Raw genomic sequence first — 24,115 nt, forward strand, 5'->3', positions numbered from 1 at the left:
TCGGTACGGACCCAGGTCACCCCTTCCAGCGCGGCGCCCCTCACCTGCCAGCTCGCCGCATGCAGCTCGACCCTGAGGGGCCGGCCGAGTTCGTCGAGGGTGAGATCCACGGACCCGGTGTGATCGCCGGAAGGTGAGATCCGCTGTGCGACATAGCGCCAGCCGCTGGGTCCGGGCGCGCACTGGAAGTGCTCCTCACCCAGGGGGGTGTGATCGTGCGGGTCGTGGAGGGAGTAGCGGCCACGGGGCATGGTGAGGTCCTTGACGAGCGTGGGGCCCGCCCGGCCGGACGGCACGGACGGGCCCTGGGGCCCCGCTCGCGAGGGGCGGAGCCAGGTCAGCGGCCGCCGACGGTGCGGTCGGCGGCGCCGGTGCGATCAGCGGACGCGATCAGTAGCGGTAGTGGTCGGGCTTGTACGGGCCCTCGACCGGGACGCCGATGTAGGCGGCCTGCTCGGGCCGGAGCGTGGTCAGCTTGGCCCCGAGCGCGTCCAGGTGGAGACGGGCGACCTTCTCGTCCAGGTGCTTGGGGAGCACGTAGACGTCGGTCGGGTACGACTCCGGCTTGGTGAAGAGCTCGATCTGGGCGATGGTCTGGTTCGCGAAGGAGTTGGACATCACGAACGACGGGTGACCGGTCGCGTTGCCGAGGTTCAGCAGGCGGCCCTCGGAGAGCACGATGATCTTCTTGCCGTCGGGGAAGGTCCAGGTGTGGACCTGCGGCTTGACCTCGTCCTTCACGATGCCCGGGACGGCGGCGAGCCCGGCCATGTCGATCTCGTTGTCGAAGTGGCCGATGTTCCCGACGATCGCCTGGTGCTTCATCTTGGCCATGTCGGAGGCCAGGATGATGTCCTTGTTGCCGGTCGTGGTGACGAAGATGTCGGCGGTCTCGACCACGTCGTCCAGGGTGGCGACCTGGTAGCCATCCATCGCCGCCTGAAGGGCGCAGATCGGGTCGATCTCGGTGACGATCACCCGGGCGCCCTGGCCGCGCAGCGACTCGGCGCAGCCCTTGCCCACGTCGCCGTAGCCGCAGACGACCGCGACCTTGCCGCCGATCAGCACGTCGGTGGCGCGGTTGATGCCGTCGACCAGGGAGTGGCGGCAGCCGTACTTGTTGTCGAACTTGGACTTGGTCACCGCGTCGTTGACGTTGATCGCCGGGAAGAGCAGCGTGCCGTCCCGCTGCATCTCGTAGAGGCGGTGCACGCCCGTGGTGGTCTCCTCGGTGACGCCGCGGATCTCGGACGCGAGCTGGGTCCACTTCTGCGGGCTCGCGGCGATGGTGCGGTTCAGCAGCTCGAGGATGACGCGGTGCTCGTCGTTCTCGGCGGTGGCGACGTCAGGGGCGGCGCCGGCCTTCTCGTACTCGACGCCCTTGTGGACGAGGAGGGTGGCGTCGCCACCGTCGTCCAGGATCATGTTGGGACCGCCGGTGGGGGTGCCGGGCCAGGTCAGCGCCTGCTCGGTGCACCACCAGTACTCCTCCAGCGTCTCGCCCTTCCAGGCGAAGACCGGGATGCCCTGCGGGTTCTCCGGGGTGCCCTGCGGGCCGACGGCGACCGCGGCCGCGGCGTGGTCCTGGGTGGAGAAGATGTTGCAGGAGGCCCACCGGACCTGGGCGCCGAGGGCGACCAGGGTCTCGATCAGAACGGCGGTCTGCACCGTCATGTGGAGCGAGCCGGTGATACGGGCGCCGGCCAGCGGCTGCTGCTCGGCGTACTCCTTGCGGATCGCCATCAGGCCGGGCATCTCATGCTCGGCGAGGGTGATCTCCTTGCGGCCGAAGGCAGCCAGAGAGAGGTCCGCGACCTTGAAGTCCTGACCGGAGACGGCTGTCGTCATGAGTGCTGCTCCTCCTCGATCGTGTGCGAGCGAGAGTGGTTTCGGCTGGGCATGCAAGGCCTGGGCAGGGCCCCCGCACGGCGGGCACACCTGTCCCCTTCTACCTCACAGTGCGCAGTCCGTCGGAGGCCCTCTCTCCCTCGGCCGGCCCGCGGTGCGGACCGCCCGACCGCCATCAGCAGCGACGTCTGGCTCGGTCACGAATCTACACCGATCGGCGCAGCGAACCCCAGCCCGCATCGGCCATCGTCGACCGCGACGCCTTGACCGGGGCCTACGGCCACCCGGCCGCGGGCACCGTGGCGCATCCGGGCGCTTTGATCCCGGCCGGATGTATTGCACGATGCCGCGAGCGCGGGGACGCTGGCAGCTTCCCGCGCCCGCTCAACGCGTTGTTAAGGAGAACCACGTGACCAGTCCAGCCGATCCCCCCAACGGTGCGGGGGCCAGCGGACCGGGGCTCAAGCTGCTCGCGGTGACCGCCTGTCCCACGGGCATCGCCCACACCTATATGGCCGCTGAGAAGCTGGCTCAGGCGGCGGAGTCGCTCGGCCACAGCATGAAGGTGGAGACCCAGGGCTCGATCGGGGCCGAGAACGTGCTGTCTGACAACGATGTCAGAAACGCGGACGGCGTCATCATCGCCGCCGACAAGGACGTCGACCGCAGCCGCTTCATCGGTAAGAAGGTGCTTGTCGTCGGGGTCGCCGAGGGCATCCACCACCCGGAGCGGCTGATCGAGCAGGTCCGTGAAGCGCCGGTGTACCAGGGCGGCGGCCGGGACGCCGAGGGCGGCGCCGCCCCTGCGGCTCCCGGCGGCGGTAAGGGGCGCAGCGTCACCTATAAGGCGCTCATGAACGGCGTCTCGTACATGATCCCGTTCGTCGTGGTCGGCGGACTACTGATCGCGGTCTCGCTCGCCCTGGGCGGTGATACGACGTCCGAGGGCATCGTCATCCCCGACGACTCCTTCTGGAAGACGGTCAACGACATCGGGACCATCGGCTTCCAGCTGATGATTCCGGCCCTGTCCGGCTATATCGCCTACGCCATCGCGGACCGGCCCGCGCTGGTCCCCGGCATGGTGGGCGGCTGGATCGCGGCGCACGGCGAGCTGTACGACAGCGAGGCGGGCGCCGGCTTCATCGGGGCGATCGTCACCGGCTTCCTGGCCGGCTATCTGGTGCTGTGGATCAAGCAGGTCAGGGTTCCGAAGTTCGTCCAGCCGATCATGCCGATCATCGTGATCCCGATCGTGGCGACCTCGGCGCTCGGCCTCTTCTTCATCTATGTCCTCGGCGAGCCGATCTCCTGGGTCTTCGAGCACCTCACCGACTGGCTCGGCGGGCTGACCGGCACCAGCGCGGCGCTGCTCGGCGTCCTCCTCGGATTGATGATCGCGTTCGACATGGGTGGGCCGGTCAACAAGACCGCGTTCCTCTTCGGGGCGGGACTGGTGTCCAAGAACCCCGAGGTCATGGGGGCGTGTGCGGCGGCCATTCCGGTTCCGCCGCTGGGGCAGGGACTGGCCACGCTGCTGCGCCGCCGGATGTTCGACGACCAGGAGCGGGAGACCGGGCTCGCGGCGCTCTTCATGGGCTTCTTCGGCATCACCGAAGGGGCGATTCCGTTCGCCGCGGCGCGTCCGGCGCGGGTCATTCCGGCGAACATGCTGGGCGGCGCGGTCGCCGGGGCGATAGCCGGGGTGGCGTCGGTCGAGGACAACGTGCCGCATGGCGGTCCGATCGTCGCGGTGCTCGGCGCGGTCGGCGGGGTGCCGATGTTCTTCGTCGCCGTCGTCGTCGGTACGGCGGTCACCGCCCTGGGCACGATCGCGCTGATGTCGGTGGGCGGCGGCCGGGCCATGGCCGCGGAAGCCTCCTCTCCGGTTGCCCCGCCCGCGCCCGAGCCCGTCCCGGCCGGGGTGGGCGGCGGTGTCGGCGATATCGGCGATACGGGGGCGGCGAGCGGCGGCGCGAGGACTGCGAGCGGCGGCGCGGCGGTGTCGGCGGCTTCGGCGGCTTCGGCGGTGTCGGCGGCGAGTAGTGGCACGGCGGCCCCGGTGGCGGCCCGTACGGCGGTGTCCGTCGAGACCGCCGACGGCGAACCGGGAAGCGGGACCGCGTCCGAGCCAGGCGCGGTGGACCAGGTGCTGTCCGGCTATCTGACCGAGCGGACCGTGAAGGAGCGGCTGACGGCGAACCGTAAGGACGCCGCGATCCGCGAGATGGCCGAGCTGCTGGCTGCGAGCGGCAGGGTGGCGGATACGGCGGAGCTGGTGCGGGCGGCGTTCGCCCGTGAGGACCAGGGCACCACCGGCCTCGGCGAGGAGATCGCGATTCCGCACGCCAAGACGGATGCGGTGACCGCTCCGGTCGTCGGCTTCGCGCGCGCCCCCGAGGGCATCGACTGGGGCGCGCCGGACGGGACGAAGGCCAGGCTGGTGTTCATGATCGCGGTGCCGGAGGCGGCCGCGGGCGATGAGCATTTGCGGATCCTGGCGCTGCTGTCGCGCACGCTGATGGCCGCGGAATTCCGGGAGCGCTTGCTGGGGGCCGCGGATGTGGGGGCGATTCTGCGGGTGCTGGGGGAGATCGAATAGGTCGGGGGCGGGGGCGGGGCGGACGGGTGCCTACCCCGTTCCGTCCCCGCGCCTTCCCGTGCCCGGAGCAAGCCACGGGCCCGGGACCGTTGGGGCTCCTCCCCCGGTCCCCGGCGCCAGCGAATCCGGTCCCAGCTCGGGAGCCCAGCCCCGGCTCAGGAACCCCAGTCCCAGTCCCAGCTCGGGGGTTCCAGCCCCGACTCGGGAGTCCCCAGCACCGACACGAGGACTCCAACCTCTGGCTCGGCTGCTCCGACTCCCGATGCCACGACTCCGGTCCCGGCTCGGGGACCCCAGCCCAGATCGGTCGGGGCACTTCCGGTCCCGGCTCAGGAGCCACAGCCCGAGCCGGGACTTCGCGCCCCGCCGCCAGGACCCCGGCATCGGCTCGGGAGCCCCAGCCCCCGGCTCAAGGACTTCCCGTCCCGGCGCAAGAATTCTCCGAAGCCACGACTCCGGTCCCGGCTCGGGGAGCCAGCCCAGATCGGGGCACTTCCAGTCCCGGCTCGGGAACTTCCGGTGCCGGCTCAGGAGCTCCAGCCTCCAGCTCGGTTCCCCGCCCCGGCACGGGGACCCCAGCCCCACCAGACGGAGGCGTCGGCGGGGCAGGTCTGGGTGGCAGGCCGGTGGGTCAGGCCGGCGGGGGCGTGGTGGGGGACGTCCGGAGGATGTCCGGCTCCAGGTAGATGACGCGGGCGATGGGCACCGCCTCGCGGATGCGCGCCTCCGCGGCGTCGATCGCGCGGGCGACCTCCGCCGCCGTGTCGTCGTGCTGCACCGCGATCTTGGCGGCGACCAGCAGCTCCTCGGGTCCGAGGTGGAGCGTACGCATGTGGATCACGCTGGTGACGGTGTCGCCGTCCACGGCCGCCTCGCGGATCCTGGCGACCTGGGTGGCGTCGGCCGCCTCGCCGAGCAGCAGCGACTTGGTCTCGGCCGCGAGCACCAAGGCGATCAGCACCAGCAGAGCGCCGATGCAGAGGGTGCCGATGCCGTCCCAGACGCTGTCGCCGGTCAGCAGCGTGAGCCCGACGCCGCCGAGGGCGAGGACCAGACCGATGAGGGCGCCGAAGTCCTCCAGGAGGACGACCGGCAGTTCGGGGGCCTTGGCCCGGCGCACGAACTGCGCCCAGGTCAGCTGGCCGCGGAGCTCGTTGGACTCCTTGATGGCCGTGCGGAAGGAGAAGCCTTCGGCGATGACCGCGAAGACGAGCACCCCGACCGGCCAGTACCAGTGCTCCAGCTCATGCGGATGCTGGATCTTCTCGTAACCCTCGTACAGCGCGAAGACACCGCCGACGCTGAACAGCACGATGGAGACGAGGAAGCCGTAGATGTAGCGCTCGCGCCCGTAGCCGAAGGGGTGCTCGGGGGTGGCCTCGCGCTTGGCCTTCTTCCCGCCGAGCAGCAGCAGCCCCTGGTTGCCCGAGTCGGCGATCGAGTGCACGCCCTCGGCGAGCATCGACGACGAGCCGCTGAAGGCGAACGCCACGAACTTGGCTGCGGCGATGGCCAGGTTCGCGCCCAGCGCGGCAACAATCGCCTTGGTTCCGCCTGATGCACTCATATGTGCCGAATGTCCCTTCCGCTTTCATGACAAGCTCATGGCGGCTGATGCAGCTGATGGCAGCTTTGCCTGTGCTTTACCGCCTCACGGCGGGCCATTGTTCCAGCCCTTCGAACAGGCGGTACCTCAGGCGGTCACTGTGGCCCGGAACACAGTGCCGTCACCGGTCAGCGCGACCTGCTCGCCGGCCCGTACGAAGGCCGACTGCCCGCGCGTCAGCGGAAGTCCGCCGCCATCCGCGCCCCGCAGGGAGACCTCGCCCGAGACGCACAGCAGGATCTGCGGGCCGGTCGCCGGCAGCGGGCGCGGCTCGGCCCCGTCCGCGAGGACGTGGCGGGAGAGCCGGAACTCGTCGATCGGGGTGGCGTACAGCTCCTCGCCGGAGGAGTCGGCCTCGGGCCGCAGCACGGCGGGGGCGGCGCTTTCGAAGCGGACGACGCGCAGCAGCTCGGGGACGTCCACGTGCTTGGGCGTCAGTCCGCAGCGCAGCACATTGTCGGAGTTGGCCATGATCTCGACGCCCAGCCCGTCGAGATAGGCGTGCGGAACGCCGGCGCCGAGGTAAAGCGCCTCGCCGGGCTGGAGGGTCACGAAGTTGAGCAGCATCGCGGCGATCACCCCGGGGTCGCCCGGGTAGTGCCGTGCGATGGAGGCGTACGCCGCGTACGCCGGGGCGTGCGGACCGCCCAGCTCGCCGAGCCGCTCGGCGGCGGCAGCGGCCAGCCTTACGGTCTCCGCCATCGCCTCCGGGTCGGCGGTCAGCACGGCGGTCAGCACCTCGCGCAGGGCGTGCGACTCCGGGTGGGCGTGCAGGATGTCGACGTACGGTTTGAGCGAGTCGACCTCAAGAGCGGCCAGCAGCTCGGCCGCCTCGTTCGGGTCGCGGAAGCCGCACAGACCGTTGAACGGCGTGAGCGCGCATATCAGCTCGGGCTTGTGGTTGGCGTCCTTGTAGTTGCGATGCGGGGCATCGGCCGGAACGCCGCGCTCCGCCTCGTCCGCGAAACCCTCCTTGGCCTGCGCGAGGTCGGGGTGGACCTGGAGCGACAGCGGCGAGGCGGCGGCCAGCACCTTCAGCAGGAACGGCAGCCGCGGCCCGAAGAGCCTTACGGCCTCCGCGCCCAGCTCGCCCTCGGGGTCCGCGGCGATCACCTCGGAGAGCGCGACGGACCCCGCGCCCCGGTCGATCCGGGACGGCGCCCCGGGGTGTGCCCCCATCCATATCTCGGCCTGCGGCTCGCCGCTCGGCCGGATGCCCAGGAACTCGGGGATGGCGGTGGTGGAGCCCCAGGCGTAGGGGCGCACGGTGTTGACGAGGCGGTCCATGCGGTGCGGTCCTGACTGTGCAGTGAGGGACGTTCGGCGGGTGGTGCGCGGTTTACGGCCTCAAGTTCTATCCGCCGAAGCGAGCGCGAGGTAAACGGCGGTGAAATCCGTGATGGCGAGCAGTTCCGCTGCGCTCTCCAGCGGACTGCCCTCGGCCGGTTCCAGCTCGCTGAACGCGGTGTCGTGCGCCAGCGCGAGCTCCCGTGCGGTCGGCACGGCCGAGACGGGGCCCACCGGCTCGTCGTGGAGCAGCACGATCCGGGCGCGGAGCGCCTCGGGCTCCTCGACCCGGTCGCGGAAGAAGTCGTCCGGATCGGCCCCGCCCGCGAACGCCCCGCTCAGCAGCGTGCCGTGCGCGGCGAGCGCGCCGGGGAGCTCGGCGACCAGCGCGGGGCGCCCGGCGAGCGCCGCGAGCAGCCCCGCGAAGCGCCGCCCGGCGGCGGCCGCGACCGGGCCCTCGGTCCACAGCAGCGGAAGCGCCCCGGCCAGCTCGGTCGCGAGCGTCTTGGCGGGGTTGGTGTACGTGGCGATGGCCGGGCCGCAGCGCTCGGCCACCTGGTCCAGCCGGTCGGCCACCTGCTGTAGCGCGGCGGGCGGCGCGGACACCAGCCCGATCCGGTCGACCAGCAGAAGCAGCGGGGTGAGCAGGGCCCACAGCGTGCCGGGCAGCGCGGGGCCGGTCATCTCGTCGGGAGCGGTGCCGGGCGGCTCGACGGGCTGCGGGACGGACGGCGTCCCGTGGGAGGCGGGGGCCGCGCCCAGGGCGCCCTCGGCCTCGCCCGCACCGGGTGCGTGCGGGCCCCTGGTGTACGGATCGGTGCCGTACCCGCCCGTGGCGTACGGGGCCGAGACGTACGGCGTCGTGGCCAGCGGCACCATCAGGCCGCGCGCCTGCGCGACCGCGCCGGTCAGCGGGGACTGGCCCGGGGCCACCGCGACGATCGCGCAGCCGCGGCGGTACGCCTGCTCGACAAGGCGCGGAAGGCCCGGTTCCGTACCGTCCGGTGTCGCGATGACCAGCAGGTCGAGCGGGCCCGCCCAGCCGGGCAGGGTCCAGCGCAGCGCGCCCGGCGCGGGAGCGACGCCGGTGGGCGCGATCAGGCTGACCGGGCAGTTGCCCCCGCTGAGCGCGCCGAGAAAGTCGGCGGTGCAGCTTCCGGCCGCCCCCGGGCCCGCGATCAGGACGGCGCGCGGCCGCCCGTCCGGCTTGAGATCGCCGATCCCCGCCTCGGCGGCATGCCGGGCGGCGGTGCGGATGCGGGCGCCGGATTCGGCGGCTGCCCGCAGCAGCCCGCGGGTATCGGCGCGGGCGAGGGCCTCGGGGGCGTCGAGGAGGGATTCGTCGAGCATCGTGCTTCGGCCTCCGATCGCCGTGGCGGGCGGTACGCGCGGGACCGCGCGGGACCGCGCGGGACCGCGCGGGCTGGTACTCCGGCGGGGTCGCCGGGTCAGGCCGGGCGGCGCGCCTCGTCGACGAGCAGCACGGGGATGCCGTCCCGGACGGGGTACGCGAGACCGCACCCCTCACCCGTGCACACCAGCTCGGAGGCCTCACCGGACTGCTCCTCGCGCAGCGGGGCGTGACACGCCGGGCAGGCGAGGATCTCCAGAAGACCGGCTTCGAGCGGCATGGGGCGTCCCTTCGGGTATGGGTTCCAGCCGGACATCAGTCCGGCGTGGTCAGCGTACCGCCGGGCGAGGGCGCGGCGCGGCCGGTGGGGGCCGGAGGCCGGGGCTGCCCGGGGCTCCGGAAACGCCGTGGGTCCTAGGGACGGAAAGACGGAAACGCCGTGGGGTCTGCACCCGGATGGCCGTGGGTTCTACGTGTCCTACGTGTCCTACGTGTCCTACGCGCGGGCGGCCTTGGGGACCACGTGCCGCGCGGGCGGCCTTGGGGACCGCGTGTGGGCCCACACGCGGTCCCCAAGGCCACGGCCAAGGACCCACACGCGGGCCCACACGCTGACGCCCGCAGGGCCAGCACGCTGACGACCATAGGGACCACGCTCGGCCGGCCGTGGAGACCACGCGCGGACGCGCCCGTAGGGCCCACACGCGCCCACGCACGAGCGCCCGCGCGCGGACGGCGATGGGCCTTCGCGCGGGCGGCCGGGGACCCACACGCTGATGACCGTGGGCCCCACGCCATGACGGCCTTAAGCCGGCGGGCCTTCACCAGCCGCTTGCCGCCCGGACCCGCCGCCGACCAGTCGTACTGGCTGGGCGCGTCCGGGCGGATGGGCATGACGTTCGACGCCCCGGTCGACCCGCGCCCCGTCCCATGCGTCCCGTAAGGGCTACGCGCGGACGAGGGAGAGGACCTCGTCGCGGACGCCGGCCACCGTCCCGGCGTCGCGCGCCTCCACGTTCAGGCGCAGCAGCGGCTCGGTGTTGGAGGGGCGGAGGTTGAACCACCAGTCGGCGGCGGTGACCGTAAGGCCGTCGAGTTCGTCGAGTTCGACGCCCTCGCGGCCTTCGTACGCCGCCTTGACCGCTGCCATCCGGCCGGTCTGGTCGTCGACAGTGCTGTTGATCTCCCCGGAGGCGGCGTACCGGTCGTACTGCCCGACCAGCCCCGACAGCGGACCCTCCTGGCCGCCGAGCGCGGCCAGCACGTGCAGGGCGGCCAGCATGCCGGTGTCGGCGTTCCAGAAGTCGCGGAAGTAGTAGTGCGCGGAGTGCTCACCGCCGAAGATCGCGCCGGTGCGGGCCATCTCGGCCTTGATGAAGGAGTGGCCCACGCGGGTGCGGACGGGGGTGCCGCCGCTCTCCTTGACGACCTCGGGGACCGACCACGAGGTGATGCAGTTGTGGATGACCGTGCCGCCCGGGTGCTTGGCCAGCTCGCGGGCGGCGACCAGGGCGGTGATGGCGGAGGGGGACACCGGTTCGCCACGCTCGTCCACGACGAAACAGCGGTCGGCGTCGCCGTCGAAGGCGAGCCCGATGTCGGCCCCGGTCGCCCGGACCCGGGCCTGAAGGTCGACGATGTTCTTGGGGTCGAGCGGATTGGCCTCGTGGTGGGGGAAGGTGCCGTCCAGCTCGAAGTAGAGGGCGTCGAGCTCGAGCGGGAGCCCCTCGAAGACGCTCGGGACGGTGTGGCCGCCCATGCCGTTGCCCGCGTCCACGACGACCTTCAGCGGCCGGATGGCGGTCAGGTCCACCAGCGAGCGCAGATGGGCACCGTAGTCGGCCAGGACGTCCCGCTGGGTGAGGGTGCCGGCCTGGGCGGCGGCCTCGGGCGCGCCGGTGGCGGCCCACTCCTCGACCAGGGCGCGGATCTCGGCGAGCCCGCTGTCCTGCCCGATGGGGGCGGCGCCCGCGCGGCACATCTTGATGCCGTTGTACTGCGCGGGGTTGTGGCTGGCGGTGAACATCGCGCCGGGCAGACCGAGATGTCCGCTCGCGAAGTACAGCTGATCGGTCGAGCACAGTCCGATCTCGGTCACGTCCGCTCCGAGCGAGGCGGCGCCCCGGGCGAAGGCCCGCGCCAGTCCGGGCGAGGAGGGGCGCATGTCATGACCGATGACGATCGCGTCCGCGCCGGTCACTCGGACGAAGGCGGCGCCGAAAAGTTCGGAGAGCGACTCGTCCCACTGGTCCGGGACCACACCGCGCACGTCGTAAGCCTTCACGATCTGCGACAAGTCGGGCACAGCCAACCCCTTCTGGAGGTCCTGGTGAGATGTCTCTATGGGCAGATGTCTCTACGGACTCCAAAACCTACCCGCAGGACCTTGCCGGGAACTGTGAGGCCCGTCGCGCGGCGTGCTGCGGGCTCCCCGGACCGGCTCACGGCAGCATCCAGCGCAGCAGGAAGGACGACTGCGCGACGACGATGAGGCACATCACCAGCAGCAGCGCGAGGCTCCACGGCAGCACCTTACGGAGCAGATCCCCCTCGCGCCCCTTCAGTCCGACCGCCGCGCAGGCGATGGTGAGGTTCTGCGGGGAGATCATCTTGCCGAGCACCCCGCCCGAGCTGTTGGCGGCGGCGAGCAGATCCGGTGACAGCCCGGATTCCCGGGCGGCGGTCACCTGGAGGGCGCCGAAGAGGGCGTTCGCGGAGGTGTCCGAGCCGGAGACGGCGACGCCGAACCAGCCGAGCACCGGGGAGAGGAAGGCCAGTCCGGCCCCGGCGGCCGCGACGAAGTGACCGATGCTGGCGGCCTGCCCGGAGAGGTTCATGACGTAGGCGAGGGCAAGCACCGAGGTGACCGTAAGGATCGCATGGCGCAGTTCCCGCACCGTGGCCGCCCACTCCCGCAGCGCGTCGCGCGCGGTCACCCGCAGCACGGCGGCGGTGGCCACCCCCGCCACGAGCACCAGGGTGCCGCCGGTGGCGAGCAGCGGAAGGGCGAAGACATTGCCGCCGACCGGCTTCCCGTCCGGGGCGGCGACGTCCAGGAAGGGCCAGTCGACGGTGCGGGTGGCCTTGGCCAGGAGCTCCTTGACCGGGCCGATCTGGGCGATGGAGAAGATCGCGACGATGAGCGCGTACGGGGCGTAGGCGCGCAGCACCTCGGGGCGCGGGTCCTCGCGGTCCAGGTCGTCGCTGCGTACGCCGGTGAGCACGGCGGTACGCACCCGCTCCTCGGCGGGGCGCCGGGCGGCGGGCACGGCCACCAGGGCGGCCGCGCCGATCAGCGCCGCGGCGATGTCGGCGAGCTGGACGGAGAGGTGGTTGGAGACGGTGAACTGGGCGACGGCGAAGGCGACTCCGCAGGCGAGCGCGGGCACCCAGGTCTCGCGCAGCCCGCGCCGCCCGTCGACGAGCGCGACCAGCAGCAGCGGGACGACGAGGGCGAGCAACGGGGTCTGGCGGCCCACGACGGAGGCCACGGAGTGCAGCGGCAGCCCGGTGACCTGAGCAAGCGTCACCACGGGGGTGGCCATGGCGCCGAAGGCGACCGGCGCGGTGTTGGCGACGAGCGCGACGACGGCGGCGCGCACCGGGTCGAAGCCGAGCGCCACGAGCATGACCGAGCAGATCGCCACCGGCGCGCCGAACCCGGCGAGCGCCTCCAGGAGCGCGCCGAAGCAGAAGGCGATGACCAGGGCCTGGACGCGGGGGTCGTCCGAGAGCCGGCCGAAGGAGCGGCGCAGCACGTCGAAGTGGTCGGTGCGGACCGTCATCCGGTACACCCACAGGGCGTTGACGACGATCCACATGATGGGGAACAGGCCGAAGAGGGCTCCCTGGGCGGCGCTGGAGAGGGTCTGGCCGACGGGCATCCCGTACGGGAGCCAGGCGACGAGGGCGGTGACGACGAGCCCGATGGGGCCCGCGTAGTGAGCGCGCATCCGCACCCCGCCGAGCAGGACGAGGACGGTGACGAGGGGAAGCGCGGCGACGAGGGCGGACAGGGAGAGTGAATCGGCGACGGGCTCCAACTGCTGCACGAACACACGGGCCTCCCGGCATGAGCCATCCCTGGAAGGTCACATCCGCTATGCGGAAACGGAGGACCTGGGGTGCAGGCATGGTCGTGTCCGCGCCAAGTCGCAGTCAATGCTCCGTCAGCAAGTGATCCGCGCATATCTCCGAGGAGACGCAAAGGAAGATCACGGAGGGGAGATCACTGAGGGAAGATCGCGGGAGGGAAACGGATCAGGGCTCGGGCGAGCGCAGGACCCGCAGATGACCACGGCGCGCGACCTCACGCGGATCGCCCTCCCGGCCGCTGTGCCCGGGGCCGGCCCCGGGACCGGAACCGGGACTCCCCGGACCGGCCGCCGCCCCCGCCGCGCGCTCATGCGGACGGGCGGCCTCGCGCACCGCGTTGGCCAGCGCTTCCAGATCGTCACCGCTGGGCCGGGTCGGGCCGGTGTCGACGGCGAGCCGGACGACCTCCCAGCCGCGCGGGGCGGTCAGCCGCTCCGAGTGCTCCGAGCACAGGTCGTAGCAGTGGGGTTCGGCATAGGTGGCGAGCGGGCCGAGAACGGCGGTCGAGTCCGCGTAGACGTACGTCAGCGTCGCGACGGCGGGGCGGCCGCAGGCGGTGCGCGAACAGCGACGTACAGGGCTCACGACGTTGGACGGTACCGCACTCTTGAGCGGGCCGCGACGACTCTCCACCAGCTCACTCCGCCGTGTCGTCCCGGTTCGCCCCGTGCACCCGAAACGTGAACCTGCTCGCTGACCAGCGAAGACTCTCCGCCCGAGGATGATCGTCGGCACCGCCGACGGTCAGCTCTCGAACCGCGAGGGATCATCTTGGGCCAGGGAAGCGACCCAAGAGACGTCTGTTTTTGGACCTAAGCGTGGCCGGAATGCTCATTTGGCGACATCCGGTCCGGCTGTCCGGTAAGCGCGTGTGGGCGGGCGGGCGACAGCTACCCTCGTGAGTGATGACCAGGCCCGTACCCCCCCATCAGTCCGAGCCGCGCCCCCGTCGTCGCGATCGTCACGGACGAGGTATGCGCGGCCCCATCGCGCCGCCCCAGGTGCCGCTCTCGGTCAGCCGGGCGGAATCCTTCGTCGACCTCGTGCAGGACTCGGCGGAGCGGCTGGAGAGACGCTGGCCACAGCTGTCCGCGGTCGACTTCACGGTGCTGGAGGTGCCCATGTCGGGCCTCGGCGGCCCGGGGTCCGGCGGGGGCCCGGACGGGCACGGCGGAGCCGACGGCTGGGACGGCGAGTCCGTACCGCTCGGGCGCTTCATCGCGGCTCGCGGGGACGCGCCGGACCGGATCGTGATCTACCGCCGCCCGGTCGAGATCCGGGCGAAGAACCGGGACGAGCGGGCACTGCTGGTGCACGAGGTCGTGGTCGAGCAGGTGGCGGAGCTGCTGGGGCTGGCCCCGGAGTCCGTGGACCCGCGGTACGGACAGGACTAGCGAGCAGCAGGAGAAACGGGCGGGAGCGAGGAATTCCGGGGCGGCTACGGACCCCCCGAGTGTCCGTAGCCGCCCTCCGGACGGGCTCGCCGCGACGCCGCTAGTCGCCGTTGAGCACGGACAGGTCCTGGTCCGCTTCGGGCACCGCGACCGTGCCCCGGTCGTCCGGCAGCGCCTGGATCGTGAACATCGGGACACCGCCCTCCGGCAGCGCCAGCATCCGTGAGGCGTGCACCGGACCGCCCGAGAGCCGCTCGACCGTCACCGCGTACGAGCCCTTGCCCGAGGCCGGGTGCGGCGGCTCCAGGGCCTTGGTGGTGCCGCCCTTGATCTCGTACGTCTTGCTGACCGGGCTGCCGCCGCCGGCGCCCGCGGAGGCGGTGATCCGCACCTTCGCGGCCGCGCCCGGCGCCACCAGGGAGAGTGTCGAGCCCTTGGTGCGGTTGTCGGCCGCGGTGGCACCGCGCTCGATCGCGCCGGTCGCGGGGATGAACGCCGTCTCCTGGTTGCCGCCCTTGCCGCGGGTCACCTGGAGGGCGGCCACGACCGGTGTGGCCGAGCCCTTACCGCCCTCGGGGGTGAGCAGCAGCGAGCCCGGCTCGCCCTTGGTCACGTCGCCGAGGTCTATCGCGGCCGTCATCCCGCTCTTGACGTGCAGCGACTCATGTCCGGCCGGGGTGATCGAGTTGTTCGGCCCGGCCAGCCGCACCTTGAGGTCCGCGTCGTCGGACCCGGGCGCGAAGACGACCAGGCGCGCGGAGGTGACGTCCTCCGGGATGCCGGGGATCGTCACGCTCGCCGAGGGCAGGGCGGAGGCGGGGAGCCAGTCGCTGCCGGCCTTCTGGTCCACGGCCTGCACGGCCGCGCCGATCCGGCCGGTGCGGGCCGTCACGCGCAGCGCGGCGCCCTCCGCCCGCTGGTCGGTGAGGGTCGAGAGCAGGACCGGGACCGTGGAGCGGGGCGGGACCGTGATCGACTCATCGGTCGAGGGCTTCAGCCGGCCGCTCGGTCCGTAGAGCTTCAGATCCACCTCGGCCGCGGCGTCGTCCGGGTTCGTCAGATGGACGAAGTCCTGGCGCTCCTTGTCGGTGCTGACGCCGGGGAACCAGAAGTCGGTGTCGGGCGCCGTGCACGCGGTGCCCAGGAGGCCGCGCCCGCTGCCCGCGTCCACCGTGGTGGTCTGCTGGACGGTCCAGCCGGGCGCGAAGCGGCCGTCGGCGGTCCCGATGAGCGCGGGCGCGTCCGCGCTGTCCTCCTCCACGGTGACGGGCTTACCGGGCTCCTTCAGGGGCAGCACGGCCTTGTCGCCGCCCTTGTCCTCATCGGCGCCCTTGGCGTCCTTGCTGTCGCCGTCGTCCTTACTGTCGCCGTCGCCGGGGTCCGACACGTCGTCCGGGGGGCTCTGGGCGGGCAGCAGTTCGGCGGTGCCGTTCTTGGTGGCCACGTCGTCCCGCTCGGGGGTGTACGCGGTGTAGGTGGTGGTGCTCACGTCCGAGGAGGAGGGCGTCGGGCACAGCAGCGTCGAGCGCTGCACGGGCAGCCGGGTGGCGGCCTTCGCGGCGGGGTCCGGGTCATCGGACGAGCCCCCGGTGAGGGCGGCCACGCCCGTGACGGCGGCCAGCGCCGTGGCGGCGCCGATCAGGGACAGGGTGGTGCGGTTCATCGCTGCTGCTCGCTCCCGTCGCGGCTGTCCTCGGGGCCGGCGTCGCCGTACGTCGTATCGCCCTGCGGGGGGTGGCCGCCGTCGGCGTAGGGCTGCTGCTGGTCGTAGCCGTAAGGATCGGCGTACTGGCCGCCCGCGTACGGGTCCGCCGGGTACTGGCCCTCCTGGTAGCCGGCCGCATAGCCGGTGTCCTGGTAGCCGGTGTCCTGATAGCCGCCCTGGTAGTCACCGGCCGGGTACTGCCCGCCGGGGTAGTGACCCCCGTAGTCCTCGCCCTGGTACTGCTCCCCTTGGTACTGCTCGCCCTGGTACTGACCGGCCGGGTACTGCCCGTATCCGGCGTCGGCGTACGTCTGCGCGTCCCACTGCTGCCCGTACTGCTGCTGGTGCGGCACGGCGGCGGCCTGCTGGTGCGGCACCGCCGCGTACGGGTCACCGGCGGCCGCCTCGCCATACGGGTCACCGGCGGCCGCGGCTGTCTGGTCGCCGTACGGGTCGTTCGCCGCTGCCTGGTCGCCGTAAGAGGCGTTCGCGGCAACCTGATCGCCGTAAGGAGCGTTCGCGGGGACCTGATCGCCGTACGGGTCGGCCATCGCGGCCGGCTCGGCGGGCGGATCCGCCGCCTCCGGCCGCCCCATGGCGGCCTCGGCCCCCGCGGCCTGCGCTGTCTGCGCCTCCGCGGCGGCCCGCAGTCGGCGCGCCCGGCGGCCGTCGCCCGCCAGGTCCTCGGCGGTGACGGCGGCGGCCGCGCCCTCGGCGTCCGGCAGGTCGTCGTCGACATCCCGGCGGCGGCCCGGCAGCGCGAGCACCAGCAGCACCACCGCGAGCAGTCCCTGCGCCCACATCCAGGCGGTGTGCGCGATGGGCGTGTCGTAGGTGAGGTCCAGCCGGCCGCCGCTCGCCGGGAGTTCGAAGCCCTGCGCCCAGCCGTCGACCGTCGTCGGCTTCAGCGGCTTGCCGTCGAGCGTGGCCTGCCAGTCGGGCACGGCCCGGTCGGCGATCCGCAGCACGCGCCCGGCCGCGCCGTCCGGCACGGTGGTGTGCGCCTCGACGGGGCCGGACGCCACATGCACCGGCTTGACCGCCGCCCCGTCCGCCGAGCGCGCCGAGGACTCGGCCGGGACGATGGAGACCCGCGAGACCCGCTCGTCGACCCGCCACAGCACGCCGCCGTCCTCCCGGCTGAGCTGGGTGAGGCCCGGGGTCGCGTTCAGCACCCGCTCCATCTCGCGCGGGGCGCCGTTCTGGACGTACACGTAGCGCACCGCGTAGCCGCCCAGCTGGCGGGTCTGGTCGGCGCCGGAGCCCGCGATCAGATTGGCCACCACGCCGTCGAGCCGGGTGTCGGAGCCGCCCGCCGCGGCGAGCTCGCCGTCACCGAGCCGGGCGCCGGAACCGTGCACCAGGGCGTAGTCGGCGTGGGCGCCGCTGCTGCCGCCGCCGAGCACCAGGGTGCGGGCCTGGTCCTCGGTGGCGCTCTCGGCCGCCACGAACGCCGGGACCTGCGAGGGGTCGCGCCGTTCGACCGGGCCGTCCGCGCCGCTCACCATCCAGCTGACGGCGGCGTACAGCGGCGCGGCCACCGTGGCGACCGCGATCAGCAGTGCGACCGGCTGGCGCCAGCCGAAGCTCTGCGCCGCCACTCGCTCCCGTGCGCCCTCGGCGCCGACCACACCGGCGGTCAGCAGGGCCAGGCCGTAGACGAGGGTCGCGGGCCCGGCCCAGCCGGAGCCGTTGGCGAGCGCCGCGAAGAGGAAGCCGATGAGCGCCACGACCCACGCCGTGCGCACCACCATCTGCCGTTCACGGCGCATCAGGGCGGCGAGGGCGGCCAGGACGAAGCCGATCAGCAGCAGTGTGCCGCCGCCCTTGGGGCCGCCGGGGCTGAGCGCGAGCAGGTCCAGGGCGGACGCGGAGCCGGTGCCGCGGTCCAGCCCGGCCTCCTGGAGGAAGCGGGCCGGGTCGGTGAGGAGGTCCAGCGACCAGGGGGCGAGCACGACGAGCGGGGTGACGACCACGATCAGGAACCGCAGTCCATGTCCCATGAGCTGCTCGGTGCCGCTCTGCCGGTACCGCAGCGCGAGTACGCCGAGGCCCAGCACGAGGGCCATCGGCCAGACGACCGGGGTGAAGGCCATGGTGAACGTCAGCAGCAGCGCGTACGCCCAGGCCGCCCGCCAGCTCGGCAGCCTCGCCCCATTGCTCGTGAACCCGCCCGCGGCGGCCGCGGCGCGGGCCATCAGCGGCAGCAGTATGGCGAGCACGGCGGTGCCGAGCCGCCCGCCCGCGAGCGCGCCGGTCGCGGCCGGCAGGAAGGCGTACGCGACGCTTCCCCAGGCGCGCAGCAGCCGCGACTCGACCAGCGGCCGGGAGGCGAAGTACGCGATGAACCCGGCCAGCGGCACCGAACAGACCAGCAGCAGGGTCAGCGTGAAGCCCGTGGAGCCCAGGAAGACCGTCGCCAGCGCGGCGAGGGCGGCCAGGTACGGCGGCGCGGACTGCGTCCCCCCGGTGCCGACCGGATGCCAGCCGTCCACATAGCTCGACCACAGCGCGGAGACATGAGCGGGCGCGGGCAGCAGGGCGCCGCCCGCGAGCGCGCCCGCGCCGAGCAGGTTCCGGCAGGCGACCAGCGAGACCACCAGCAGGACGAGGAAGAGCATCGGCCCCGGCTTGCGCGCGATCCGCTTGAGCCGGGCGAACTGCTCGATCTCCAGGAAGTCGGCGTCCTCGTCGCCGGGCCCGGACTCGACCGCGCCGTGCCGCCCGCCGGAGGACAGTTCGGGCTCGGAACGGCCGCCTATATTGCTGGCGACCTGCTCAACCGTCGCCCTTACGGTCGCACCGGGCGGCGGGAAGAGCGGCCGCAGCTCGCTCGGCTCCACGGCGGGCCGGCCTCTGCGCTTGCGCGCGGCGAGGATCCGCTCCGGCCGCAGCAGGGTGCCGAAGAGACCGGCGACCTCGTCCAGCGCCTGCCCCGGCACCTTGCCCACCAGATACGCCAGGGTGCGCAGCAGCGTGCCGAACAGGAGCCGCAGCATCACATAGGGCAACAGCGCGCCACGGGTGTTGACCAGCAGCGTGTAGACGGCGCCCGCCTTGTCCACGCGGTGCGGGTTCGCAACCGAGCGCCCCACGCAGTCGATGGGCCGCCGCTCGCGCGCCGACGCCTCCGCGTGCCGCAGTACGGCGTCCGGCGCGACCAGCACCTGGAGTCCGGCCGCCTGGGCGCGCCAGCACAGGTCGACGTCGTCGCGCATCAGGGGCAGCCGGGCGTCGAAACCGCCCAGCCGCTCCCACACGTCGCGGCGGACCAGCATGCCGGCGCTGGACACGGACAGTACGGGGCGCACCTGGTCGTGCTGGCCCTGGTCCTGTTCGCGCCGTTCGAGGCCGGTCCAACGGCGGCCGCTGCGGGCGATGCTGACGCCGACTTCGAGCAGCTGCCGGCGGTCGTACCAGCCGCGCAGCTTGGGGCCGATGATCGCGGGCTCGCGGTTCGCGGTGAGCTCGGCGTCGGCGACCCGCAGCAGCTCGGCCAGGGCGTCGGGCTCGGGCGCGCAGTCGTCGTGCAGCAGCCACAGCCACTGGACGGGCTCGCCGTGCGGCAGCTCCGGCATGTCGTACGCGTCGTCGCGCCAGGTGCGGTTGACGGGGTCCCAGCCGCTGGGGCGCTTGAGGTACGTCAGCTCCTCGGGGCCGAGCACCGGGGCCGTACGGACCGCTTCGGCGACGGCCGTGCCGAAACCGCTGCGGCGCGCCATGTGCAGCACCCGGTCCTCGCCGAGGGCCTCGGTGAGCAGCCGGGCGGAGTCGTCGGCGCTGCCGGTGTCGGCGGCGACGACGCTCTGGACGGGGCGCTCCTGGCCGAGCAGGCCGGACAGCGCGTCGGGCAGCCAGCGGGCGCCGTCGTGGGCGACCAGCACGGCGGTGACGACATGGCGCGGGTAGGCCGGTGCGGGGACCGGTTCTTGAGCGGGCGCAAACGCGGCGGTGGCGGCCGGGTATTGGGCCGCCGAGTGGCTGTGCACGGACATCGAGGTACGGGCCCCGGTTCGCTGGACTGCGGTGGACGCGCGTGCCCCATGGGGGCGTTGGAGCGTCTCGGACGGGGCCCCACACTAACGGCTGTGTACGCGACCGGTCCGCCTCCCGTCGCCACGGGCGCGGCGGGCGGACCGTTCACGCTGACCGGTCACGGCGACTCACTCGGCCGTGACCATGGGCTTGGCGGGTCTGGCGCGGAGGGCAGACCCGGCGGGCGTCAGACGGCGGCCTTCTTCAGCCGGCGGCGCTCACGCTCGGACAGACCGCCCCAGATGCCGAAGCGCTCATCGTTGGCGAGGGCGTACTCGAGGCACTCGGAACGGACCTCACAGGCAAGGCAGACCTTCTTCGCCTCACGGGTGGATCCGCCCTTTTCCGGGAAGAACGATTCGGGATCGGTCTGGGCGCACAGCGCGCGCTCCTGCCAACCGAGCTCCTCGTCCGCCTCTTCGACCAGCAGTTGCTGGAACAACTCGGTCATGTGCGCCCCTCGTCTGTCTACACGTCCCCGCGCCCGCTGCCGTCGGTGAATCGGCAGAACGACACGAGTGAAATTACAAGTGTGCCGATCCGGGCCAGTCAAGCCGAGATCTGCTATTGGGCCTCTTATTCACTCTGCGGAACCAAGGTTGCGCGGAAAGTGTTCAAATCGTCCTAAACTCGACACCTTCCCCGTCCGTGCCTCAGGTCCCTCCTCTCACCTCACTGAGGAGGACGTCATCGGCGCGGGTCGCGTTGCGTGGCACGCGCGGTGTCACGGGGGCGACACGCGTTGATGCGCCGTGTCACCCGTACAACGCCCGCACAAACCTTTCTCCCTCCACAGAGACCGGATGAGGTGAACCTTGACCCGAAATGTGAGACCAAGTTGACAGCGGCGCGACGATCCGGGTCTCCTTGGTCGCATGTCAGTGACCCACGCGCCTTCGCCGACCCGTGACCACGGGTTCAGCTGCGCTGTGCGGGCTCGCTGTCGCTGTTCGAGCTGTTGATGCCTGCTGAGCTCCAGCTTTCTCCGCGTTTCTCTCGCGACGTCTCGTGCTGACAACCGTCGGACACCACCAGGTACCGCCTGATAGCGCCTGACGCCGCACCCCCCACCGCACTCCGCGTGCCTACCGCGCGCTTCCCGCCGAGGAACCCCCGTCATGAACAGCGACGTTCAGATCGCCGGTGACCCGCTCGCCATCCAGCATCTGCTGCCGCCCGTACCCGCGCACCCCTCCACCGTCTCCGGCTTCGCCGGTCTGGCCCGCACCATCGCGGCCGACCGCGACCGCTGGGCGCCCCTCGTCCAGTACGACGCCACCAGCCGCTGGTACCACCGGCTGCGCACCGGCCCCGGTTATGAGGTGTGGCTGCTCAGCTGGGTGCCCGGACAGGGCAGCGGCGCCCATGACCACGGCCGCTCCTCCGGGGTGCTGACCGTGCTCCAGGGCGAGCTCACCGAACGGGTGGGAGCGCGCGGCGCGCGGCATACGTTGCGCGCCGGCGCACAGCGCGTCTTCGCGCCCGGCTATGTGCACGACGTCGTCAACGACTCCCTCGAACCGGCCGTCAGTCTGCACATCTACTTCCCCGGGCTGACCGAGATGCCGCTCCACCCCACCCAGAGCGCCGAGTTGTCCAGCGTCCCGGGGGCCGGGGCGGGGGCCGAGACGCTGGACGTCCTGGGCGGCTGACTGGGCGGCTGAGCGGCCGCCCTCACCGGGACCGGCTCCGGCTGACAGACTGTCTTCATGCGCATTGTGGTTCTGGCAGGCGGTATCGGCGGCGCCCGTTTCCTCCGCGGTCTGATGTCGGCGGCTCCGGACGCCGACATCACCGTCATCGGGAACACCGGCGACGACATCCACCTCTTCGGCCTCAAGGTCTGCCCCGACCTCGACACCGTGATGTACACCCTCGGCGGTGGCATCCACGAGGAGCAGGGCTGGGGCCGGGCCGACGAGACCTTCGCCGTCAAGGAGGAGCTGGCGGCGTACGGAGTGGGGCCCGAGTGGTTCGGTCTCGGCGACCGCGACTTCGCCACGCACATAGTCCGTACGCAGATGATCGGCGCGGGCTATCCGCTGAGCGCCGTCACCGAGGCGCTGTGCGCGCGGTGGCAGCCGGGGGTGCGGCTGCTGCCCATGACGGACGACCGTGTCGAGACCCACGTCCTGATCGACGACCCGGAAGGCGAAGGCCGTAAGGCCATCCACTTCCAGGAGTACTGGGTGCGCCTGCGCGCATCCGTACCCGCCCACGCCGTCGTGCCCGTCGGCGCCGACCAGGCCAAACCGGCGCCCGGCGTCCTTGAGGCCATCGCCGACGCCGACGTCGTCCTCTTCCCGCCGTCCAACCCCGTCGTCAGCGTCGGCACGATCCTCGCCGTGCCCGGTGTGCGCGAGGCCATCGCCGACGCCGGCGTCCCGGTCGTGGGCCTGTCCCCCATCGTGGGCGACGCGCCGGTGCGCGGCATGGCCGACAAGGTGCTCGCCGCCGTCGGCGTCGAGTCCACCGCCGCCGCCGTCGCCAAGCACTACGGCTCCGGGCTGCTCGACGGATGGCTCGTCGACACCGTGGACGCGGGCGCGGTGGAGGAGGTCGAGGCCGCCGGGATCCGCTGCCGGGCGATCCCGCTGATGATGACGGACCTCGAGGCCACGGCGGCGATGGCGGCCGAGGCGCTGGCGCTGGCGGAAGAGGTGCGGGGATGAGCGGCCGGCCCTTGCGGGGCACGGGAGAACTGCCGTCGTATCAGGTGTGGGCCCTGCCCGGCATGCCCGAGGTGCGGCCCGGTGACGACCTCGCCAAGCTCATCGCCGACGCGGCGACCTCCGGCGGTCTGCCGGGGCTCGCGCACGGCGATGTGCTGCTGGTCACCTCCAAGATCGTCAGCAAGGCGGAGGGGCGGATCGTCGAGGCCACCGACCGGGAGGCGGCCATAGACGCCGAAACGGTGCGGGTCGTGGCGCGGCGCGGCCGCACCCGGATCGTCGAGACCCGCCACGGCCTGGTCATGGCCGCCGCCGGGGTCGACGCCTCCAACACCCCGTCCGGGACGGTCCTGTTGCTTCCCGAAGACCCCGACGCCTCGGCGCGGGCGATCCGGGCCGGGCTGCGGGACGTGCTCGGCGTGGAGGTCGGCGTCGTCGTCACCGACACCTTCGGGCGGCCGTGGCGGACCGGGGTCACCGATGTCGCCATCGGGGCCGCCGGGGTGCGGGTCCTGGACGACCTGCGGGGCGGAGTCGACGCGTACGGGAACCCGCTGAGCGCGACCATCGTCGCCACCGCCGATGAGCTGGCCGCCGCGGGTGACCTGGTCAAGGGCAAGGCCGCGGGGCTGCCGGTGGCTGTGGTGCGGGGGCTTCCGCAGGTGGTGAGGTTCGAGGGGCTGGACGAATCGGACGGGGCTGGTGGGACTGGTTGGGTTGGCGGGGCTGGCGAGGCTGGCGAGGACGGCGGGGCTGGCGAGGCCGGCGGGGCTGAAGGAGCTGATGAAGGTGCGCGGGCCCTGGTGCGTGGTGCCGCGGACGACATGTTCCGGCTGGGCACCTCCGAGGCCGTGCGGGAGGCCGTGACGCTGCGCCGTACGGTCCGGGAGTTCACCGACGAGCCGGTGGACGGTGCGGCGGTGCGCCGCGCGGTCGCCGCCGCCGTCACCGCGCCGGCGCCGCACCACACGACGCCGTGGCGCTTCGTCCTGCTGGAGTCGGAGGAGTCGCGGACGCGGCTGCTGGACGCGATGCGGGATGCCTGGATCGCCGATCTGCGGGGGGACGGCTTCTCCGAGGAGAGCATCGCCAAGCGGGTGCGGCGCGGGGATGTGCTGCGCAAGGCGCCGTATCTGGTGGTCCCGTGCCTGGTCGCCGACGGCGCCCACACCTACCCCGACCCGCGGCGGAACGCGGCGGAGCGAGAGATGTTCGTGGTCGCGGCGGGGGCCGGGGTGCAGAACCTGCTGGTCGCGCTGGCGGGTGAGGGGCTGGGGTCGGCGTGGGTGTCTTCCACGATGTTCTGCCGCCCGGTGGTGCGTGAGGTCCTGGGCCTGGCGGACGACTGGGACCCGATGGGAGCGGTCGCGGTGGGCCGCGCGGCAACCGCCCCGCCGGCCCGGCCGGAACGCGGGGCCGAGGGGTTCGTGGTGGTGCGGTAGGGGGACGGGGGCCGGCGTTGGGTGACCGGGGCCGTGGGTTGCGCGGCGGGTTGCGCGGCGAGGTCGTGTGCGCCGGGA

At 72.7% G+C, this 24,115-nt stretch carries 17 protein-coding genes (1 of these 17 cut by a window edge); 5 read left to right on the forward strand and 12 right to left on the reverse strand.

Annotated elements, in window-relative coordinates; all coding sequences use genetic code 11:
- Both N6H00_RS16430 and ahcY read right to left on the reverse strand, forming a co-directional pair.
- Positions 1 to 251 carry the 5' portion of a hypothetical protein gene (locus N6H00_RS16430; RefSeq protein WP_268972460.1) on the reverse strand. The gene continues 367 nt to the left of window position 1, outside the view, so the window shows 251 of its 618 coding nt (coding positions 1-251); the start codon lies at positions 249 to 251; its stop codon lies beyond the left edge, outside the window.
- Positions 252 to 390: 139 nt separating this feature from the next.
- Entirely contained in the window at positions 391 to 1,848 is a 1,458-nt protein-coding gene (gene ahcY, locus N6H00_RS16435) for an adenosylhomocysteinase (protein WP_268972461.1), read from the reverse strand.
- A 409-nt stretch (positions 1,849 to 2,257) separates the two neighbouring features.
- Here ahcY and N6H00_RS16440 point away from each other — a divergent pair, with 409 nt between their 5' ends.
- Entirely contained in the window at positions 2,258 to 4,450 is a 2,193-nt protein-coding gene (locus tag N6H00_RS16440) for a fructose-specific PTS transporter subunit EIIC (protein WP_268972462.1), read from the forward strand.
- A 631-nt stretch (positions 4,451 to 5,081) separates the two neighbouring features.
- On the opposite strand, the gene N6H00_RS16445 is transcribed toward N6H00_RS16440, so the two are convergent.
- From N6H00_RS16445 to N6H00_RS16475, 7 genes are all read right to left on the reverse strand, one after another.
- On the reverse strand, positions 5,082 to 6,017 hold the full coding sequence (locus N6H00_RS16445) for a cation diffusion facilitator family transporter (protein ID WP_268972463.1): 936 nt from the start codon (positions 6,015 to 6,017) through the stop codon (positions 5,082 to 5,084).
- Positions 6,018 to 6,143: 126 nt separating this feature from the next.
- Positions 6,144 to 7,343, reverse strand: coding sequence for a mannose-6-phosphate isomerase, class I (manA, locus tag N6H00_RS16450; protein ID WP_268972464.1), 1,200 nt, complete (start codon positions 7,341 to 7,343; stop codon positions 6,144 to 6,146).
- Positions 7,344 to 7,403: 60 nt separating this feature from the next.
- Complete coding sequence (locus N6H00_RS16455) at positions 7,404 to 8,693, reverse strand: SIS domain-containing protein (protein WP_268972465.1); 1,290 nt, start codon at positions 8,691 to 8,693, stop codon at positions 7,404 to 7,406.
- A gap of 98 nt (positions 8,694 to 8,791) precedes the next feature.
- The gene (locus N6H00_RS16460) at positions 8,792 to 8,974 is read right to left on the reverse strand and encodes a Trm112 family protein (RefSeq protein ID WP_268972466.1); all 183 of its coding nucleotides are present in this window, start codon (positions 8,972 to 8,974) and stop codon (positions 8,792 to 8,794) included.
- A gap of 666 nt (positions 8,975 to 9,640) precedes the next feature.
- Entirely contained in the window at positions 9,641 to 10,999 is a 1,359-nt protein-coding gene (locus tag N6H00_RS16465; RefSeq protein ID WP_268972467.1) for a phosphomannomutase/phosphoglucomutase, read from the reverse strand.
- A gap of 136 nt (positions 11,000 to 11,135) precedes the next feature.
- Positions 11,136 to 12,752 carry an L-lactate permease gene (locus tag N6H00_RS16470; protein ID WP_268972468.1) on the reverse strand — a complete coding sequence of 539 codons (1,617 nt, stop codon included), beginning with the start codon at positions 12,750 to 12,752 and terminating at the stop codon, positions 11,136 to 11,138.
- Positions 12,753 to 12,954: 202 nt separating this feature from the next.
- Positions 12,955 to 13,422, reverse strand: coding sequence for a DUF3499 domain-containing protein (locus tag N6H00_RS16475; RefSeq protein ID WP_268972469.1), 468 nt, complete (start codon positions 13,420 to 13,422; stop codon positions 12,955 to 12,957).
- Positions 13,423 to 13,763: 341 nt separating this feature from the next.
- Here N6H00_RS16475 and N6H00_RS16480 point away from each other — a divergent pair, with 341 nt between their 5' ends.
- Positions 13,764 to 14,183, forward strand: a complete 420-nt coding sequence (locus N6H00_RS16480) for a metallopeptidase family protein (protein WP_268972470.1) — start codon at positions 13,764 to 13,766, stop codon at positions 14,181 to 14,183.
- Positions 14,184 to 14,283: 100 nt separating this feature from the next.
- Here the strand turns inward: N6H00_RS16480 and N6H00_RS16485 are convergent, their stop codons facing one another.
- From N6H00_RS16485 to N6H00_RS16495, 3 genes are all read right to left on the reverse strand, one after another.
- Complete coding sequence (locus N6H00_RS16485; RefSeq protein WP_268972471.1) at positions 14,284 to 15,846, reverse strand: DUF5719 family protein; 1,563 nt, start codon at positions 15,844 to 15,846, stop codon at positions 14,284 to 14,286.
- Positions 15,843 to 19,883: a glycosyltransferase family 2 protein gene (locus tag N6H00_RS16490; protein WP_268972473.1), complete on the reverse strand. Its 4,041-nt coding sequence runs from the start codon at positions 19,881 to 19,883 to the stop codon at positions 15,843 to 15,845. The genes N6H00_RS16485 and N6H00_RS16490 overlap by 4 nt, the downstream gene beginning before the upstream one ends.
- A gap of 227 nt (positions 19,884 to 20,110) precedes the next feature.
- Positions 20,111 to 20,374 carry a WhiB family transcriptional regulator gene (locus N6H00_RS16495; RefSeq protein ID WP_004952403.1) on the reverse strand — a complete coding sequence of 88 codons (264 nt, stop codon included), beginning with the start codon at positions 20,372 to 20,374 and terminating at the stop codon, positions 20,111 to 20,113.
- 667 nt (positions 20,375 to 21,041) lie between these two features.
- Here N6H00_RS16495 and N6H00_RS16500 point away from each other — a divergent pair.
- The 3 genes from N6H00_RS16500 to N6H00_RS16510 are packed head-to-tail and all read left to right on the forward strand — an operon-like array spanning position 21,042 to position 24,037.
- The gene (locus N6H00_RS16500) at positions 21,042 to 21,575 is read left to right on the forward strand and encodes a cysteine dioxygenase (protein WP_268972478.1); all 534 of its coding nucleotides are present in this window, start codon (positions 21,042 to 21,044) and stop codon (positions 21,573 to 21,575) included.
- A 57-nt stretch (positions 21,576 to 21,632) separates the two neighbouring features.
- Positions 21,633 to 22,595, forward strand: coding sequence for a 2-phospho-L-lactate transferase (gene cofD / locus N6H00_RS16505; protein WP_268972479.1), 963 nt, complete (start codon positions 21,633 to 21,635; stop codon positions 22,593 to 22,595).
- Positions 22,592 to 24,037, forward strand: coding sequence for a coenzyme F420-0:L-glutamate ligase (locus tag N6H00_RS16510; RefSeq protein ID WP_268972480.1), 1,446 nt, complete (start codon positions 22,592 to 22,594; stop codon positions 24,035 to 24,037). The genes cofD and N6H00_RS16510 overlap by 4 nt, the downstream gene beginning before the upstream one ends.
- The last annotated feature ends 78 nt before the right edge of the window (positions 24,038 to 24,115 follow it).

The organism is Streptomyces sp. S465 (assembly GCF_026898115.1).
Classification (GTDB): Bacteria; Actinomycetota; Actinomycetes; order Streptomycetales; family Streptomycetaceae; genus Streptomyces; species Streptomyces luomodiensis.